Below are 15,381 nucleotides of genomic sequence, written 5' to 3' on the forward strand. Positions count from 1 at the left end.
ATATAAATTCATAGATTACTACTATAAAATAGTCATATTCCTTTACTTATATCCTAATTTCATACAGAATGATTGTTAAATAGGATGTTAACATGATGTTTAAAAATGTTTAAACATATATAAATCAATATGTTATAAGTGACCATTTGAAGGGAGGGCTATTTCATGATTCAAAATACGTTTAAACGTAATAACGTACATATTCGAGGTAACGGTAAAAAACCTTTAATATTCGCTGCGGGATTTGGTTGCGACCAAACGGTATGGAATGATGTTTTTCCTGCTTTTGAAGAAGATTATCAAGTGATTTTATTTGATTATGTCGGGTTTGGAAATTCAGATATTACCGCTTTTGACCTTATTAAATATGGTGAACTGGCAGGTTATGTGCAAGATCTTTTAGATATTTGTGAGACGCTCGATTTAAAGGAAGCTATTTTTGTCGGCCACTCGGTAAGCAGCATGATCGGTTTATTGGCTTCGTTAGCGAAACCGGAGTATTTCTCACAACTGATCATGATCGCTCCATCACCAAGTTATATAAATGACCCCCCTGAGTATTACGGGGGTTTTGAAATGAAAGACTTGCTCAGCTTAATGGACTTGATGGAAAAAAATTATATCGGTTGGGCCAATGCTTTCTCGATTACATTATTGAACAACACAGCAAATGCAGATGTGGCAAAAGATTTGGAAGATCGCTTCTGTTCAACCGATCCTTTATTTGCCAATACTTTTGCAAAAGCTTGTTTTTTTACTGATAATCGTCAAGATATTACGAAAGCTACGGTACCTTCCCTTATTTTGCAATGCTCGGAAGACGTCATTGCGCCAAGGGTAGTTGGCGAGTACTTACATGCGAATATGCCTAACAGTACGATTGCCTATATGGATGCAATCGGTCACTGTCCACATATGAGCGACCCAGAGGAAACAATTCAAATGATTAAAAATTACTTATTGGAGCATTCTATGCCCCTTATCGGTGAGGGCGTGGGAAAATTTAAATGAATGAACTTATAGAAAACGCTCCGTGCGGTTTTATCACTTTATCTTCAGAAGGTGAAATTCTTACGATAAATAAGACATTGCTAAGTTGGCTGGACTATCCATCATCTGAGCACTTTATGGGAAAGCATTTTAATATGCTATTGTCACCTTCCTCTCAGATTTTTTGCCAGCTTTATTTAGTCCCACTGATTAAAGTGAAGCATGCTGTAGAGGAAATGTTCCTGACATTACATACCGTAATGAAAGAGGAAATTCCTATATTATTAAATGCATTTTTCCAGGATAATCATCAGTTAACCTGTGTCATCTTTCCGATTCGTAATCGCAGTGCATTGGAAGATGCGCTTATAAATGCCCGGAAAATGACGGAAGATGCATTTTTAGAAAAAGAGAATGCCCTTTTAAAATTGGAAAGAAAGCAACAGGATCTCCTGCAGGCTAATCAAATCAACACGAAAATCATGCGCGAAACTGAACGCGATTTACAGATTGCCAAAAAAATTCAGGAAACCGCATTAACGAAAGACATCACCAATGACAATATTGAGATTCTCTCTTATTACCGTGCTTCCAAAGCATTATCAGGCGATATTTTTGGATTTTATCAAGTAACACCACAAAAATACGCGATTATTTTATTGGATGTTATGGGGCATGGGATTTCATCGGCCTTAATTACGATGTCGCTTCAATCGATGTTCCAGAAGTTAATATCACGGGAAGCAGCGCCTGAAAGCGTATTGCAGGAGCTGGACCAATACTTGCACGATTTATTTCAAAACAACCAGGATGCATGGCATTACTGTACAGCAATCTATTTAAATATCGATATTAGCACACAGACGATTGAATATATTAATGGAGGCCACCCTCCTGCCATCCTTCAGGAAGAAAATGGTGCACAGCATGAGCTAGGTGCAACCAATCCGCCATTAGGAACATTTAAAAATATACTTTTTAAATCGAGAACATTGCACTATGAACGCGGGACAAGAATTCTTTTGTATACTGATGGGGTTTCGGAAGCATTTGAGTTAAACACTTTAAATCATTTATTGAACGAATCCATCTCCAGTCCATTAGCACAGACAAAAGAGATCATACAGAGCGCACTCGAAAACAAGGAAACGATCTATAGTAACTATAATAATGATGACCAATGTTTTATATTGGTTGAGTTATGATGAATAAACAGTGAGAGAGGCTTCCCACTGTTTTTTTTATTTTCCTATTATCTCCCCTATCGTTCCCCGTACTAAATACATCATGTAGCATTTATCAAAACAGCAATCAAAATGAAGGATAATAACAATACGTATTCCGAAGTATTAAATATATGGAGGTGCTTAGGTATGAAGCAATTCATTTTAATAATAAGTCTCATTTTGTTAACTGCTTGTTCAAATGAAACACATTCAATTTACGGTGAAATAAAATCTATTGAAGCAGATCACATCAATATTGGATGTTCAGATTTAGTTAGAAAATTAGATAAGAGCAAAGATGATATCGGTTATTCTTGTGCTATTAAAATAACCGACGAAACGATGATTAAAACTCAAGCTGGCGATGCATTAACATTTGAGGAATTAGCTAAAAATAATGAGGTTTCAGTATATATGGAAGAGCCCATAACATTAAGCGCTGTTTCTGAAAGGCTAACATTCAAAGCTAAAGAAATAACGGTATTCGAAAACAAGTAATAAAAGCTTAGAAGTACAATGTGATTCAAGGGCATTGGGAAACGTTTTACGAAAGTTTTATATTAAGTAGGCAATATTTAAATACTGTTTTATTAAGTATAAATGATGTTCATGAAAAAGATGCTTTTCTAGATAATTGAACTCCACCCAACGCATTTTTTCTTTTTCAACCGGTTCTGCTACCTTTTCTAGTAGCTCACAAACGTAAAGTATTCCAATATTATGTTGAGAATCTTTGGGATATTTTTCAGAAACCCAATGTCTTTCGGCTTTACCTATAACTTCACCGATTTGGATTTCATGACCTGTTTCTTCAATACTTTCTCTTAATAATGCAAGGTCAGGAGATTCTTTTTCTTCTATGCCTCCCCCAACCAAAAATAAATTTCCGTCCATATCTTCTACACATAAAAATTGTCGATGGTCATTTTGAATAACAGCATATGCTCCAGTTCTTTTCGAATAATTCAAATCATAATTACGCTTCCCAAAACTTTTCATATATACCCTCCAATTTGGCATTTAAGGTAAATATTATAACATTAAATTCATTATCAAAGAATCGATTGGTACCATTTCATAATATATCTGATGTTAAAAAAATAGTGTTATAATCAACAATAAATAACAAAATATAGGAGGTTGAGATTATGCAATACAAGCTTTGGAATGGTGCCTCAGCTATTATAATTAGAGACAATCGTGTATTAATGATACGTACAATAGATTCAAATAGTTGGAGCATACCTTCAGGGGGAGTAGAAGATGGCGAAACTGTAGAGGAAGCCTGCATACGCGAAGTTGCAGAAGAAACTGGTTATGAAGTTAAGATTGTTAAAGCGTTACATACAAAAAAGACAATTATCAAAGAATATAAGGTAACAACACAATATTTTTTATGTGAAATTACTGGTGGTGATATTCAATATAAAGATCCAGACGAAGAAATCGAAGAAATTTCATGGATGAATAGTAATGAAATTTCAAAGTTAATTTATACATACCCTGAAGATCAAGAAGTTATTGAACAACTATTATCATCTTAAAAAAATCTCCAACAATTGTGCGCATATCTTTATCAAGAAATGTATCTATATTCGTATAGGACCAATAAGTCGTATAAGATAATGAACTAATGAGATTTTAAATAGAAGGAAGAGTAGATTCTATTCAAAAGGAGAAAATGATGAACTATATTAAATCACTTAGAAGTATGATTGGAACAAGGCCAATTATAGCTCCTGGATCAGCAATCATTGTGATGAGTAAGGAGAATGAATTACTACTACAATTACGTTCAGACACAAAAGATTGGGGAATTCCCGGGGGCGGGATGGAGTTGGGCGATAGTTTTGAAGAGACAGCTAAAAAAGAATTGTATGAAGAAACAGGGCTTATTACCAATCATTTAGAAATTTTAGGAGTAGCTTCTGGTAAGGAGTTTTATTATAAATTTCCTCATGGGGATGAGATTTACAATGCCACTGTAATCTTTAAGGCTAGCAAGGTAACCGGAAATATAAAAAAAGACGAAGAAAGTTTGGAGCTGGCTTACTTCCCATTAGATTCTTTACCAGAATTAAATTATACTACCCAAAAGATTTTAGAAAAGATTGGATACATATAAAAGTTCCGTAAGCGGTGTTGGAGACATTTCAATAAGGTTGGTTACACAAAAGCCTTCTTTACTTAAACAAATTTCTAATACTTACCCCTGTTTGCTTCCCAGTCAGGGTCTTTTTTCCAATGATAATTATCGTTAAAGATGTTTAATTTATGGTTATTTATTTCGATTGTTTCGTGATCCAACCATTTAATATTTACTGTACTTTCATCATAATTCCAATAAATCGTTTTTAAGTCATTTCCAAAATCAATTTCTACTCTTATCGCAGCTCTTACCGTTGCTCCCCCCTCATCAATCAAATACGCTTTAGCTATGTAATCATGATTTGGAGATGAATGCTCGGATAAAAGTTCTCCTTTCGGTAATTCATCTAACTCCACCTCGATAAAATCATAGATGATATAAATAGGGATCCCAATAATAAATAGTAAAATGAATACAACAATCCCCTTTTTCATTTATCATCTCCATCCTCACTACATAAAATCACCCTTAAATGGTAATATTATTACATAAATTATTGGGGGCGTTATGATGAAATTACATATGATTTTAAGTATTATATCAATTCTATTCATACTAAATCTAAGCGCATGTTCAAAAGAGGAAGTTAAATATGATGGGGAACCTTTAAAAATCGCTGTAATTGGGGATCTGCCAGAACTAAATAATGAAAAAATTCATTTTGAATCAATTTCATTAAAAGAACTTAGCGAAGATACAGTACAGATTTCAACAAATTATGATGCAATTATGATTACACCATTGATGTTTGAAGAAGCTTCAAATGATTGCTTTGTCGAAGTGTATACTAGCACAAAAACCCCCTTTATCTTTTTTGATTCTGAAAAGAGGAATCTTCCATTTACAAATGGTGGGCTTACATACGAATCAGCTCGATGGGAATCTTTAAAAAACGGCTCTCATACGACAATATATCTTTCCGATATAAATGCTAACAGAGAGGATGCTTGGTATTTCTATTTAAACGAAAAAAAAGAGTTAGATATTCTTTATAAAGAGATTTTTGAAAAGGTTGAAATGTTATAATTTGTAAATATTATATAAAAAGCAGGTTAACATCTAATCCTGCAAATTGGCTCTGAATTTATTACAAATTAAATTTGTACTTCACACATTAGAGCATGTGTATTTCCTTCAGTATCTTTAAAGAATGTCATCCATGTTTCTGTATTTCCCATTTTTGCAACGACATGAGGTTGGTCAATAAAGGAAACCCCCTTTTCAATGAATTTTTCAACTGACTTTTTTATATCTTCTACCTGAAAATAGATAACTGAACTTGAATTTGCAAATTCATTTTTTTCAGGTAGTGAAAGAAGAAGTCGTTGCCCGTTACAATCAAAAAATGCCATATTTTCTGTATTGAAAAGAAGTGGTAACTCAAGTACTTCTTTATAAAATTCAATTGCTCTTTCCACATTTTTTATTGGGACTGCTATTTGTCCAATTCTTTGAATTATACTAGATTCCATTATACTTCCTCCATTCAACGTTGAATAATTGATTTATAATGCTAATAGAAATAACTACTTTCCTATCTATTCTATTCAAAATGTACATTTCCTTTTTTTTTAATAAACTGATGCTTATGTACAGATAGTTCCCAAATCGGCATTTAGGGACGTTTATTGAGATGCCCACACAATTGAATCGGCAATGGCGATTAATATACACAAAAATGAAAATAATATGTACGCAACGCTGATACTAATTAAAAAAGTATGTTTTTTCACAGATTGTTCTGGAGTATGGATTATAATTTTTAGCAAGTTAATAATGCTGATGCAAAGGATTATCGAGAAAAGTGGAATACCTATTAATGATAAAGGAACTAATGTCTCCATAGCTACTACCCCCTTATTTTGTATTTATTATAAATTATAACAAATTATATTCCGTCTTTTTGTAACCTTTCAAACCTGATTCCAAAATCGTATTTGGGAGCATCTTGGGAGCATCTATGAAGAACTTTTAGAACATTACGGACTTTCATAGAAGGGATTATCAAATTCCTACTACTAAATATCAATGTTTTATGCGACTTACATAAAAAACCGCATAAACAAAGTTCCACCAAAAAATCCACAAACACTGATTTAAAAGCGATTGTGGATTTTTTTAGTTTCCCAAACTTTCTTTGAAAACGTACTACTTTGTATTGAGATGTATTAGTTATGTAATGTTTCGAAATAAGTTTTTATATATTCTAACATCAGTTTCTCTGAATTAGATTGTTTAGGAAGTGAAATAACGTATTTTGTATCAAGTACTCCAAAAAATAAGATTTTTTTATCAGAGTTTAATTCATAGTAGCAATATCCTTCATACTCAATATCCTTAAAACAAACTAATGGATGTTCGTGTTCTTCCGTACATAAAGTCACAGTAGCATTTAAATCGCTATAAACTTTTAAAAGGTTTTGTAAGTAGGTTTTATGAACAGGAATAATTGGAGCAGTTATATAGTTTCTTTGAGCCGAAATAAGAGATTGCTCTTCCACTATAACCTCGTAATAATGCTCGTCAGTAAAATCTATTGTTTGTCTTACTTTCATAAATCGATTAATAAATTTGTTTGCTAATTTGTGTAAATGCTTATGAGGTGGGATATTTATTCCATAAATTAATAAAGTTAAAGACTCCACAAAATGCTCCTTAATAGAAAAATTTTAAAACTAATATTAACATAGATTAATTTCGAAAGAAACGTTATCAAAGCGGTGTTTAAGAACTTTATTTCTATTATCGTTTTAAATGTCTAATATTTAAAAATCAGACATTCCGAACATAAGTAAATCAAGGATTAACAGATACCCTTTGTCTATGAGTACTCTAGCCATCGTTTATGAAGTACCTGTTAACACCATAATAATTAACTAATCCAAGTCATTTTCACTTCTTTGGATTCCCATTTATTATCTTTATAATGAACTTTTACTTCTACTCCAACTGCCCCTAAACCTGAACGATACTTGGAACCCTCAAAAAAGATTTCATTGTTGAACTTAAAATCAACTTTTTCTATTCTAAGAAGTACACCATCCAAACCCATCGTATCTGAATTGTATAATCCCTTTTCTTTCAGTTGTTCAAGAGTAGCGTCCATTACTTCAACTTTATACTTTTCCTTAAAGTAGCTTAAAATTTCTTCTTTATCCCTTTCAGCCGCGTCCTCGAAATTACTCATATCGATAGCTATATATTCCATATCACTACTTAATGCTTCATCCTGTTCCATTATAGAGTCCAATGCAACACTATATATTTCTCCTAGATGCTCACTTGGCTCAATTCCAGTATTACAAGCAGAAAGCAATAGTGATAGGACAAGAAGAATACTAAAATGATAACTCTTCAAATTACCCCTCCTTAACTGTATAGACGAAATTACTAATAGTCCGTTTCAAATAAACATGTTCTTCTACTAAACTGTCCGTTAGATGTAACACTTCACATTATATCCAAAATCTCCATAAAGGGGTGTTTAAGGAATGTTTATAACAGTTTATTAGCTTAAAGTCCCTAACTCACTCACTCATAAAATGTTTTTTATTAAACGAATAATCATTCTAGGAATAAACATTAAAATGTTCCAAGCCACTTCAAATAATATTGAACTGGTAAGCTGCCCTAATAACTCTTTAAAAAAGTTGTCCTGTCTTTCTTTGTTTTTTTATTTTTCATTTTCTAACTCCAAATAAGATTTATTTGAATTATAATCCATTTTCATTTTTGAAACTAATCGATGAAAGAAATAAAGTCCCCCGTACCCAAATTGTATTTGGAAACTTCTTTGTATAAAGGTAGGAAACCACACAAATATGACGATCCCTTATTCCACAATCGGACGCATTTCTTGAATAGGAAGTGAGTTTTCTTCAGCTAAAGGGCCAGATTGTTGAATAACACTCAATAAGAAAATTGAATATTTATGTTAGTATTTAATTGAGATTATGAATAAATATCCTTAAAATATCAGGACAGTTTAGTTCGATAAATAATATATAGGGAAGGAGTTGAAAATTAGAGTGAACAAAGAAGAAAGACAGAAGAGATTAAATGAAATTGTAGAGGAACGTAAACAAAAAGAAATAATTCAACAAGCGATCCAAAAAGAGAATGAAGTAAAGATTCTGCTTCAAGAAGTGTTCGGCGAAATGGAATTATTTGAAATTCTGGATTCTAATACCACCAATTCAATTGTAGAAGATTTCTCTGAAAATTTCCCGATTGCTTTTTGGAACAGAATTGACTGGGAAAATGCTATTGTTAACCGAGTTGAATTAAATGACCAAGGAATTAAAAGCATTCCTTCCCTTCTAATTTCTAAAGGATTTGATACTTCAATTCCTATATATATCTTTTGGGGATACGATAATCATCCATGTGTAAAAACTAAATTGACTGAAGAATTATTAAGTAATATTGAAGATATTGTCTGGTTAGGAAATGATTTATATCTTTATTGTCCTACGCAGAAATATGTTATAGAATTCTTTCATGATGATACTGTTAATATTGGGTGGATTTAGGTCAACACAGACTTTGTTTTGTTCAACTAACGGACGAGATTCTTCAATTTGAAGATCGCGTTTTTCCGTTATAGGGCCATTATCTGGAATCAAACTGATTAAAAACGTTAAAATAATTAGCAACCATTTTATTTTTAATTGGTTAAGGGGTAGTTTAGGAGGAATCAAAATATTTATTGTTCTATTTACAATTATTTACTTTATTATTAGTATTCTGGTTTTTGTAATATTAATTAATCTAAGGAATTACCATAAACTATTAAAAAAAGATGCATTAACACCTTTACAAATTGAAGCCTTTCAAAAAAAGTTCCCCTTTGCGCTTATTATTATAATTGTTTATTTGATACTTAGCATTATATTTCCATTTATCTAAAAAGCTATTAAAATATAAGTGTTAGTTTAACTTGTTATTCCATTAAAGGACGCTATTATTGAATACCATTTTCCATGGGGTAGCGTCAGAAAATGTAAAAAATGCTGCATACCCAATGTTACAAATAGGCGCGAAACGTTGATTTAACAACGTTCGCGCCTTTTTAAGGTGTTCCCATACTTTGATTTGGAAACATTATTTTGTTTGAAGATGTGTAAGCGTATATTCCATAAGAGGATATATTCTCCCTGGAATAACTGTTGATTCAACATAAATTATTCTTTTTGCACCCATTTTCAAATAAAATTCATACGCGTTTGGATCACTATTAAAATGGAAGCTACTTAATCCATTTTCTGTTGCCTTCAGTAAAATATTTCCCCATAAAACTTTCCCTAAGCCTTGTCCAATGTATGTAGGGGCTACAAATAAGCTTTCTAATTCTTGCGTTTCTATGCACAAACAATAGAACCCTTTAATAGCCTTATCTTCTTCAAGCAGATAAATAACTTTTGACTGAATATCTTCTACTGTAATTATTAAAGCATCTTTCCATGCATTCATAAAATCATCTGAATAACCCCAATAGCCTTTTGCTTTAAAAGCTATATCTGTCAGTGTCGCTGCGTCCTCGACATTTGCTTTTCTTATCGTATTCATAACCTATTCCTCTTGATTCTTGTTTTCATATGTTGCATTCGTTCCAATCGACAAATACTTACTTCCTAATTAAGGAGCGGGCTTAAAATCTTTACACTGATCGTTTTTCACACGGGATAATAAATAAAATACAATGAAAAACTAACCGATCAATTCATCCATATGGCGGTTTATTTCCTGCGAATTTATTCATCTGCTTCACTATCAGTGCTTTGTGTTTGCTGCAACACCTAAAGTCATGCTACATGCCAGTGTAAGCTCACTAATGAACATAATTATTTTCTTCATCGTTAAATCTCCTTTATTTTGTAATGCCCTGTACGGACGGAAAAAACGAGAAATAGTTTCAACATTTTTTGAATTTATTTTGATAAGTCAAATTGGGCGCGATTCTTCAATAAGAAAATTGCGCTTTTTCGTTATAGTGCCATATTGTTGAATAACATAGTAAGCGAGTAAGGTTAACAAGAAATGTTATAATGGAGACTACAAAAAGGAATGTTAAGGAGAGTATTTAAATGGAAATTTGGCTTGAATTATCCGAAGCAGAGTATGAAAAAGTGTGGAATAAAATGTGTGAAGTTTTGAACTTTAAACCAAGTACCTCCAATTTCCCATCTTTTGAAGTACCTACTCCTTTCATCACCTACGATATTTCCATTTATTTAGAAGATTCTCATGATTTAGGAGCTTATGATGACTTGGAAGAAAAAGCACTACTTGTATTTAAAGAAAATACATCACGAGATGATTATCTTTATGCTTTGGATTGGCAACATGAATGTTATTGGATAAATCCAAGTTTGGAATTTGAAAAAGATGAATTCGATGAATTGAAGGTACCAGTCTTCCCAAATGGAGATTATTATTTCTTTATTCATAAGGATTTTGAATGGGGATATTTAGGACACCCTTGGGAAAAAACCATAACTATTTTTGGAGAAGGGCTAATAACAGGTTTTGAAAAACATCAACCAAAGATGTTCCAGAAAGTATTACGTCAGGGGTAAAATCCTTGAATAAGAAAAGTCTTTATTCAATTATAGGGCCATTTAAATAGGAGTGAAAATATCGCATTGATTTGTTTAGAAGGCGCAAGTGCAGTAGTGTATAGAAAGTCAGTTACAAAAAACGGTTCATTTGTATACAACTAGAAAATATTACCCTAAAATAGAATTAGAAAGGCAGGGTTTACATATGAAAAAGTTATTATATTTAGGGGCATTATCAGTAATACTACTTACAGCTTGCGAAGAAGCAAAACCAGCCACAGAACTAATTGAAGTTGAATCACCACAGGCAGAATTAAAAAATGAAGCAATCGAATTAGATATTGTTGATGTTAACGAAAATAAAGTCGAAGTAGGTACTAAGGTTTTCTCTAAAGGTATTGTATCTAGAATAGTTACAGAAGAAAGTCTCGAATTTGAATTTGTACTTACAACAGAAGGTGAAAATCCAGGTATGTATGGAATTGATGATTACGCATTAGCTGACACAAAATATGGTGCTGAGATAACAGTTTACGGTACATATGAGGGACTAGGTTCCATGGGAGTCCCTATTATATCAGCTATTGTAGTAGAATAAATCAGATTATCTCTCACAATAGTCTTGTCGCTGCTCTATTATTTAGAAGTGTTTCACTACATTCCAAAATAAAAGTTTTGGGACACAGAAAACCAAACTTCAACAAACTGGCGTGATTCTTCAATAAGAAGATCGCGTTTTTCCGTTATAGGGCCAGATTGTTGAATAACTTCCTTTATGAAAATTACCAAACGACACTTTGGGATCTTTACCGTTTTATTAAATTTCATAATTTGGTAAAATTGTTTTAAAAGATGAGAAGGAGCTTAGTTTTGTTAGATTTGTTTGTAGCTTTATCAATAATGGGAATTCCACTTTTCTCCGTAGTGCTTTGTATCAACATTATTAACTTGTTAAAAATTGTAATACATCATCCTGAACAATCTGTAAAAAAGCATACTGTTTTAATTAGTATTAGTGTTGCATACATCTCTTTTTCATTTGTATGTATATTATTTGCCATTGGGGACTCAATATTATTAAGTTAAGGTCAACAATTTTTATTGAAAAATTATACATACCTTAACAATAAACTTCCAAAGGACACGATCTTCAACAAACGGGTGCAATACCTTCTTGAAAAAGGAATTGCGCCTTCTTAAGCTAAAGGGCCAATTAAGAAGGAATGGCGTCTTCTTCAGTTAAAGGCCATATTATTGAATAACATTTTCCATGGGGTAGCGTCAGAAAAGCTGCAGATTTAAAACGATAAGAAATATACTATACAAGTTTTTATGCAAATTAAAGACACGCCCAGCAAGTATAAACACCGTTCCATCCAGGGTTTGCATCAACTGTATAAAATATTGCATAATCTAACCTAATGTTCATACAAAAAGGCGCGAAACGTTGTTTTAACTACGTTCGTGCCTTTTAATGTGTCCCTATACTTTTATTGGGAAACGTTATTTAATTTTATTTTGTATAATTATAATTCATTGCTGACTATAAACTTTTCATCAGCTTTACTTATTATGATTCTTATAGTTTTTTCATGAGCGTAAACTTCATTTTCCGTTTGTAACCAATTACTAATAGCAGTTAAAATTAATGCAAAAATCCCAAGTAATATAAAAGCTATACTATAATGTCCTAAAAAAAATAAAATTAATCCAGCAAGTAGTAGTAATATCACTAAAATTATTGACCATATTTTTAATTTTTCCTTTTTCTTTATAATCTACTCCTCCCCCTTCTTTAAACGTTAATACCTCATTATTAATTTGTATTATTTTACCATAAATTGAGTTAAAAATGTCCCCAAAAGCGTTGTTTGGGAATGTTATTTTGTATAGATTTGTATGAATTCGATGAAACTAGTTTACAATTTAAACGTCGAAATGTAAAAATAAGCATTTGGTAGGTGTGAGCAATAGAACTTATAACAGGTAAACTCATAATGATTGCCTTATTTATATTAATCATTCACTCAATTGAAACATTAGCGTATGCAGTGCGACTTTCTGGAGCTCGTGTTCGTTTATTAGCGTCAGCATTGTCACTTTTTAATGTAATGGTTATGGTTTCAAGACTCTCTAATATGATGCAGCAACCATTTACAGGGAGCCTGATAGATAAGGCTCCTGCCGATAATGCTTTACAATTTGTCGAGAATCAATTCCGATTCCTTATAGGTTCAGCTTCACTAGGTACATTACTAGGCATTATATGTTTGCCGACTTTTGTAGCCATTTTTTCTAGAGCCATTATTCATTTAGCTAATGAAAGAGGTTCAATCCCCGCTTTATTGAAAAAAGGTTTTACAATTGAGTATATACGTCGTGGATTCAAGCATATACGCAAACCAAGCCTTTCCTATTTACGAGGAATAGGTATAAGAGATATTCCTCTAAAATTATTTATAATTAATATTATCATTACTGCTGTTTATACAATTGGAGTTTTGTCAGCTTTGTATGCGAGTTTGTTAGTACCTGAATACAAAACAACTGCAATCATGGCATCCGGTTTAATAAATGGTATAGCTACAATGCTATTAATTATATTTATTGATCCTAAAATCTCTATATTAGCTGATGATGTAATAAATAAAAAAGGAAATTATTCTGAATTGAAAAGAGCCTCTGTTATGATGATGAGTTCAAGGCTTTTGGGGACATTATTTGCTCAAATTCTATTTATTCCAGGAGCACATTATGTTGCTTGGTTTGCAAAATTCATTGCATAATAAGTTTTTAAACAAAATAAAAGTCTGGATTTTCCTTTAGGGGACTTACTTAAAACGAATTTCCAAAATCGGCGCGATTCTTTAATAAGGATCGCGTCACTTTTAATTAAAGGGCCAGATTGTGGAATAAAAGTCTTTTATGCCATGTTACCAAATACCTCTCTGGATACTTTCACGTTGTCCTTCATTGATTTATATTGTTAAAGAACATTAGAAATTATTAATGTAGAATATTAATGGAATTCGTATGAAGAAATATTTAAAAGGAGAAAGAATTTAGTGAACAAGAAATGGTCTTATATCAAAATGTTAGCGGCGTACTTTTTTCTTACTACTCCGTTAATATTAATATTCACATTAGCCTCAATTCCAGAAGCAATTACAATACAACCCACTACACTAAGTAGAGTGTTTTTTATGGTGATACTATTTGGCTTAGGAATTATTTTTTATTTTTATATAGATCCAGCATTTAAGGAATTAAAATATAAGACAATAGCTTTTATTATCTCAATGATAGCGAGTGTTTTATTTCTAATAATAAGCTTAAGCTACTAATATTCAGCAATCGTGCCGATTGTTGCATAAACGTCTCTATTCTTATTATACTAACTGGTGCTTTAGTAGAAGAAAGGGGTCTACATATGAAATATATCTAATATGTAGAGCCCTCTAATTTCTCTATCTTTTTAAATTTAGGTTTTGATAAATATAACAAGGTTTGTAGCTTTTTAATGTACTCAGAAACAATGAAAGGTGCATAAAGAAATCATCACATTTACTGAAGTGTAGGGTCAGGTAGCATTAAATCCTCTGCTGCTTGCTCTAGAAATAGTTGATATTCATCATACACTTCTTTTAGCGCTTTATATGCTTGTTCATGCTGTTCAGGTGTTTCTGCTGCCATATATTTTTCTAAAATAACAGCAAAATCTGCTCTTGCATCATTGTATTCACCGTAATACTTATCAAATATCTTTTGTTCCGTTGTGAGTCCAACACCTGCTCGATTAAAAATCGTAGAAAACATAACATTTAAATCCTCGAGCATTTCCTTTCGTTCGTCATCTTCATAATTGTCATCGTTCTCATGAAGTTCGATTACTTTTCCAATTGGAGAAGCCAATAATTCTAAAGAATAGTAAGGAATCTGTCGATATTCAAGAATTGTTTGATGTTGCTTGTACATAAATACAATTATGCTAATTCCGATAACCCCTATAATCACAAACTTCCATTTTTTCAACTTAACCACCTCTGTTTAGAAAAGTATAACTGAACTTGCTTAAATAAAGTTACTAATGCAGTGTTTAGGAATATTAATTCTAATCCAATTGATCTCTTTCTTTTATATACCTCTCGACCGCTTGTTTTACTTTGTCATTGTTATTGGCTGGAACTACTTGTTTATGAATTTCATTAATTAAAATAAATGACCTAAAAATAACACCGATAATAATTGCACATAAGATGTAAATTCCTAATGGACCTAGAAAAACTAATATACCTAAAAATCCAGCGAATAAAATTGCTAAAAATAATTTCACAAAACTCCCCCTCAATTTATTACTTTAATTAACAATGTTCGAATGTTGAATAAAGTAGATTCAATTTGGTAATTTCTATCCAAACCAATTATAGTCCCAAAATCATAGTTGGGAACATCTTTA

General features: G+C 32.0%; 18 protein-coding genes. 10 read left to right on the forward strand and 8 right to left on the reverse strand.

Annotation, left to right across the window (positions count from 1 at the left end; genetic code table 11):
* Positions 1–165 precede the first annotated feature (165 nt).
* From MHH44_RS16805 to MHH44_RS16815, 3 genes are all read left to right on the forward strand, one after another.
* Positions 166–1,011, forward strand: a complete 846-nt coding sequence (locus MHH44_RS16805) for an alpha/beta fold hydrolase (RefSeq protein ID WP_340799110.1) — start codon at positions 166–168, stop codon at positions 1,009–1,011.
* Positions 1,008–2,195, forward strand: coding sequence for a SpoIIE family protein phosphatase (locus MHH44_RS16810; protein ID WP_340799111.1), 1,188 nt, complete (start codon positions 1,008–1,010; stop codon positions 2,193–2,195). Before MHH44_RS16805 ends, MHH44_RS16810 begins: the two co-directional genes overlap by 4 nt.
* 168 nt (positions 2,196–2,363) lie before the next feature.
* Positions 2,364–2,714 (forward strand): hypothetical protein, encoded by a 351-nt coding sequence (locus MHH44_RS16815; RefSeq protein ID WP_340799112.1) that lies wholly within the window; start codon positions 2,364–2,366, stop codon positions 2,712–2,714.
* 57 nt (positions 2,715–2,771) lie between these two features.
* Here the strand turns inward: MHH44_RS16815 and MHH44_RS16820 are convergent, their stop codons facing one another.
* The gene (locus MHH44_RS16820) at positions 2,772–3,215 is read right to left on the reverse strand and encodes an NUDIX hydrolase (RefSeq protein WP_008405343.1); all 444 of its coding nucleotides are present in this window, start codon (positions 3,213–3,215) and stop codon (positions 2,772–2,774) included.
* 149 nt (positions 3,216–3,364) lie between these two features.
* On the opposite strand from MHH44_RS16820, the gene MHH44_RS16825 reads away from it, so the two are divergent.
* Positions 3,365–3,760 (forward strand): NUDIX hydrolase, encoded by a 396-nt coding sequence (locus MHH44_RS16825; RefSeq protein WP_340799113.1) that lies wholly within the window; start codon positions 3,365–3,367, stop codon positions 3,758–3,760.
* Positions 3,761–3,900: 140 nt separating this feature from the next.
* Positions 3,901–4,341 (forward strand): NUDIX hydrolase, encoded by a 441-nt coding sequence (locus MHH44_RS16830; protein WP_008405347.1) that lies wholly within the window; start codon positions 3,901–3,903, stop codon positions 4,339–4,341.
* Positions 4,342–4,415: 74 nt separating this feature from the next.
* Here MHH44_RS16830 and MHH44_RS16835 read toward each other — a convergent pair whose 3' ends face one another.
* Positions 4,416–4,799, reverse strand: a complete 384-nt coding sequence (locus MHH44_RS16835; protein WP_008405349.1) for a DUF5412 family protein — start codon at positions 4,797–4,799, stop codon at positions 4,416–4,418.
* Positions 4,800–4,875: 76 nt separating this feature from the next.
* Here MHH44_RS16835 and MHH44_RS16840 point away from each other — a divergent pair, with 76 nt between their 5' ends.
* Positions 4,876–5,391 carry an amino acid oxidase gene (locus MHH44_RS16840; RefSeq protein WP_340799114.1) on the forward strand — a complete coding sequence of 172 codons (516 nt, stop codon included), beginning with the start codon at positions 4,876–4,878 and terminating at the stop codon, positions 5,389–5,391.
* A gap of 68 nt (positions 5,392–5,459) precedes the next feature.
* Here MHH44_RS16840 and MHH44_RS16845 read toward each other — a convergent pair whose 3' ends face one another.
* The 3 genes from MHH44_RS16845 to MHH44_RS16855 all read right to left on the reverse strand — a co-directional run bounded on the left by MHH44_RS16845 (position 5,460) and on the right by MHH44_RS16855 (position 7,723).
* Positions 5,460–5,837, reverse strand: coding sequence for a VOC family protein (locus MHH44_RS16845; protein ID WP_340799115.1), 378 nt, complete (start codon positions 5,835–5,837; stop codon positions 5,460–5,462).
* Between the two features lie 696 nt (positions 5,838–6,533).
* The gene (locus tag MHH44_RS16850; protein ID WP_340799116.1) at positions 6,534–7,010 is read right to left on the reverse strand and encodes a hypothetical protein; all 477 of its coding nucleotides are present in this window, start codon (positions 7,008–7,010) and stop codon (positions 6,534–6,536) included.
* A 227-nt stretch (positions 7,011–7,237) separates the two neighbouring features.
* Positions 7,238–7,723, reverse strand: coding sequence for a peptide ABC transporter substrate-binding protein (locus MHH44_RS16855; protein ID WP_340799117.1), 486 nt, complete (start codon positions 7,721–7,723; stop codon positions 7,238–7,240).
* Between the two features lie 670 nt (positions 7,724–8,393).
* Between MHH44_RS16855 and MHH44_RS16860 the strand changes: the two genes are divergently transcribed.
* Complete coding sequence (locus tag MHH44_RS16860) at positions 8,394–8,897, forward strand: CDI toxin immunity protein (protein WP_065216825.1); 504 nt, start codon at positions 8,394–8,396, stop codon at positions 8,895–8,897.
* 571 nt (positions 8,898–9,468) lie between these two features.
* Here MHH44_RS16860 and MHH44_RS16865 read toward each other — a convergent pair.
* A complete protein-coding gene (locus tag MHH44_RS16865) occupies positions 9,469–9,933 on the reverse strand; it encodes a GNAT family N-acetyltransferase (protein WP_065216824.1) in 465 nt (154 codons plus the stop codon).
* A gap of 518 nt (positions 9,934–10,451) precedes the next feature.
* Between MHH44_RS16865 and MHH44_RS16870 the strand changes: the two genes are divergently transcribed.
* The 3 genes from MHH44_RS16870 (at position 10,452) to MHH44_RS16880 (ending at position 13,711) form a co-directional block, all read left to right on the forward strand.
* Entirely contained in the window at positions 10,452–10,943 is a 492-nt protein-coding gene (locus MHH44_RS16870) for a DUF2716 domain-containing protein (protein WP_340799118.1), read from the forward strand.
* 187 nt (positions 10,944–11,130) lie between these two features.
* On the forward strand, positions 11,131–11,523 hold the full coding sequence (locus tag MHH44_RS16875) for a hypothetical protein (RefSeq protein ID WP_340799119.1): 393 nt from the start codon (positions 11,131–11,133) through the stop codon (positions 11,521–11,523).
* A gap of 1,399 nt (positions 11,524–12,922) precedes the next feature.
* Positions 12,923–13,711, forward strand: coding sequence for a lipid II flippase Amj family protein (locus tag MHH44_RS16880; RefSeq protein WP_340799120.1), 789 nt, complete (start codon positions 12,923–12,925; stop codon positions 13,709–13,711).
* Positions 13,712–14,489: 778 nt separating this feature from the next.
* On the opposite strand, the gene MHH44_RS16885 is transcribed toward MHH44_RS16880, so the two are convergent.
* Positions 14,490–14,957, reverse strand: coding sequence for a hypothetical protein (locus MHH44_RS16885; RefSeq protein ID WP_340799121.1), 468 nt, complete (start codon positions 14,955–14,957; stop codon positions 14,490–14,492).
* Positions 14,958–15,036: 79 nt separating this feature from the next.
* Entirely contained in the window at positions 15,037–15,258 is a 222-nt protein-coding gene (locus MHH44_RS16890; protein WP_008405373.1) for a hypothetical protein, read from the reverse strand.
* Positions 15,259–15,381 lie beyond the last annotated feature (123 nt).

Source organism: Solibacillus sp. FSL K6-1126, from assembly GCF_038003445.1.
Taxonomy (GTDB): Bacteria; Bacillota; Bacilli; order Bacillales_A; family Planococcaceae; genus Solibacillus; species Solibacillus silvestris.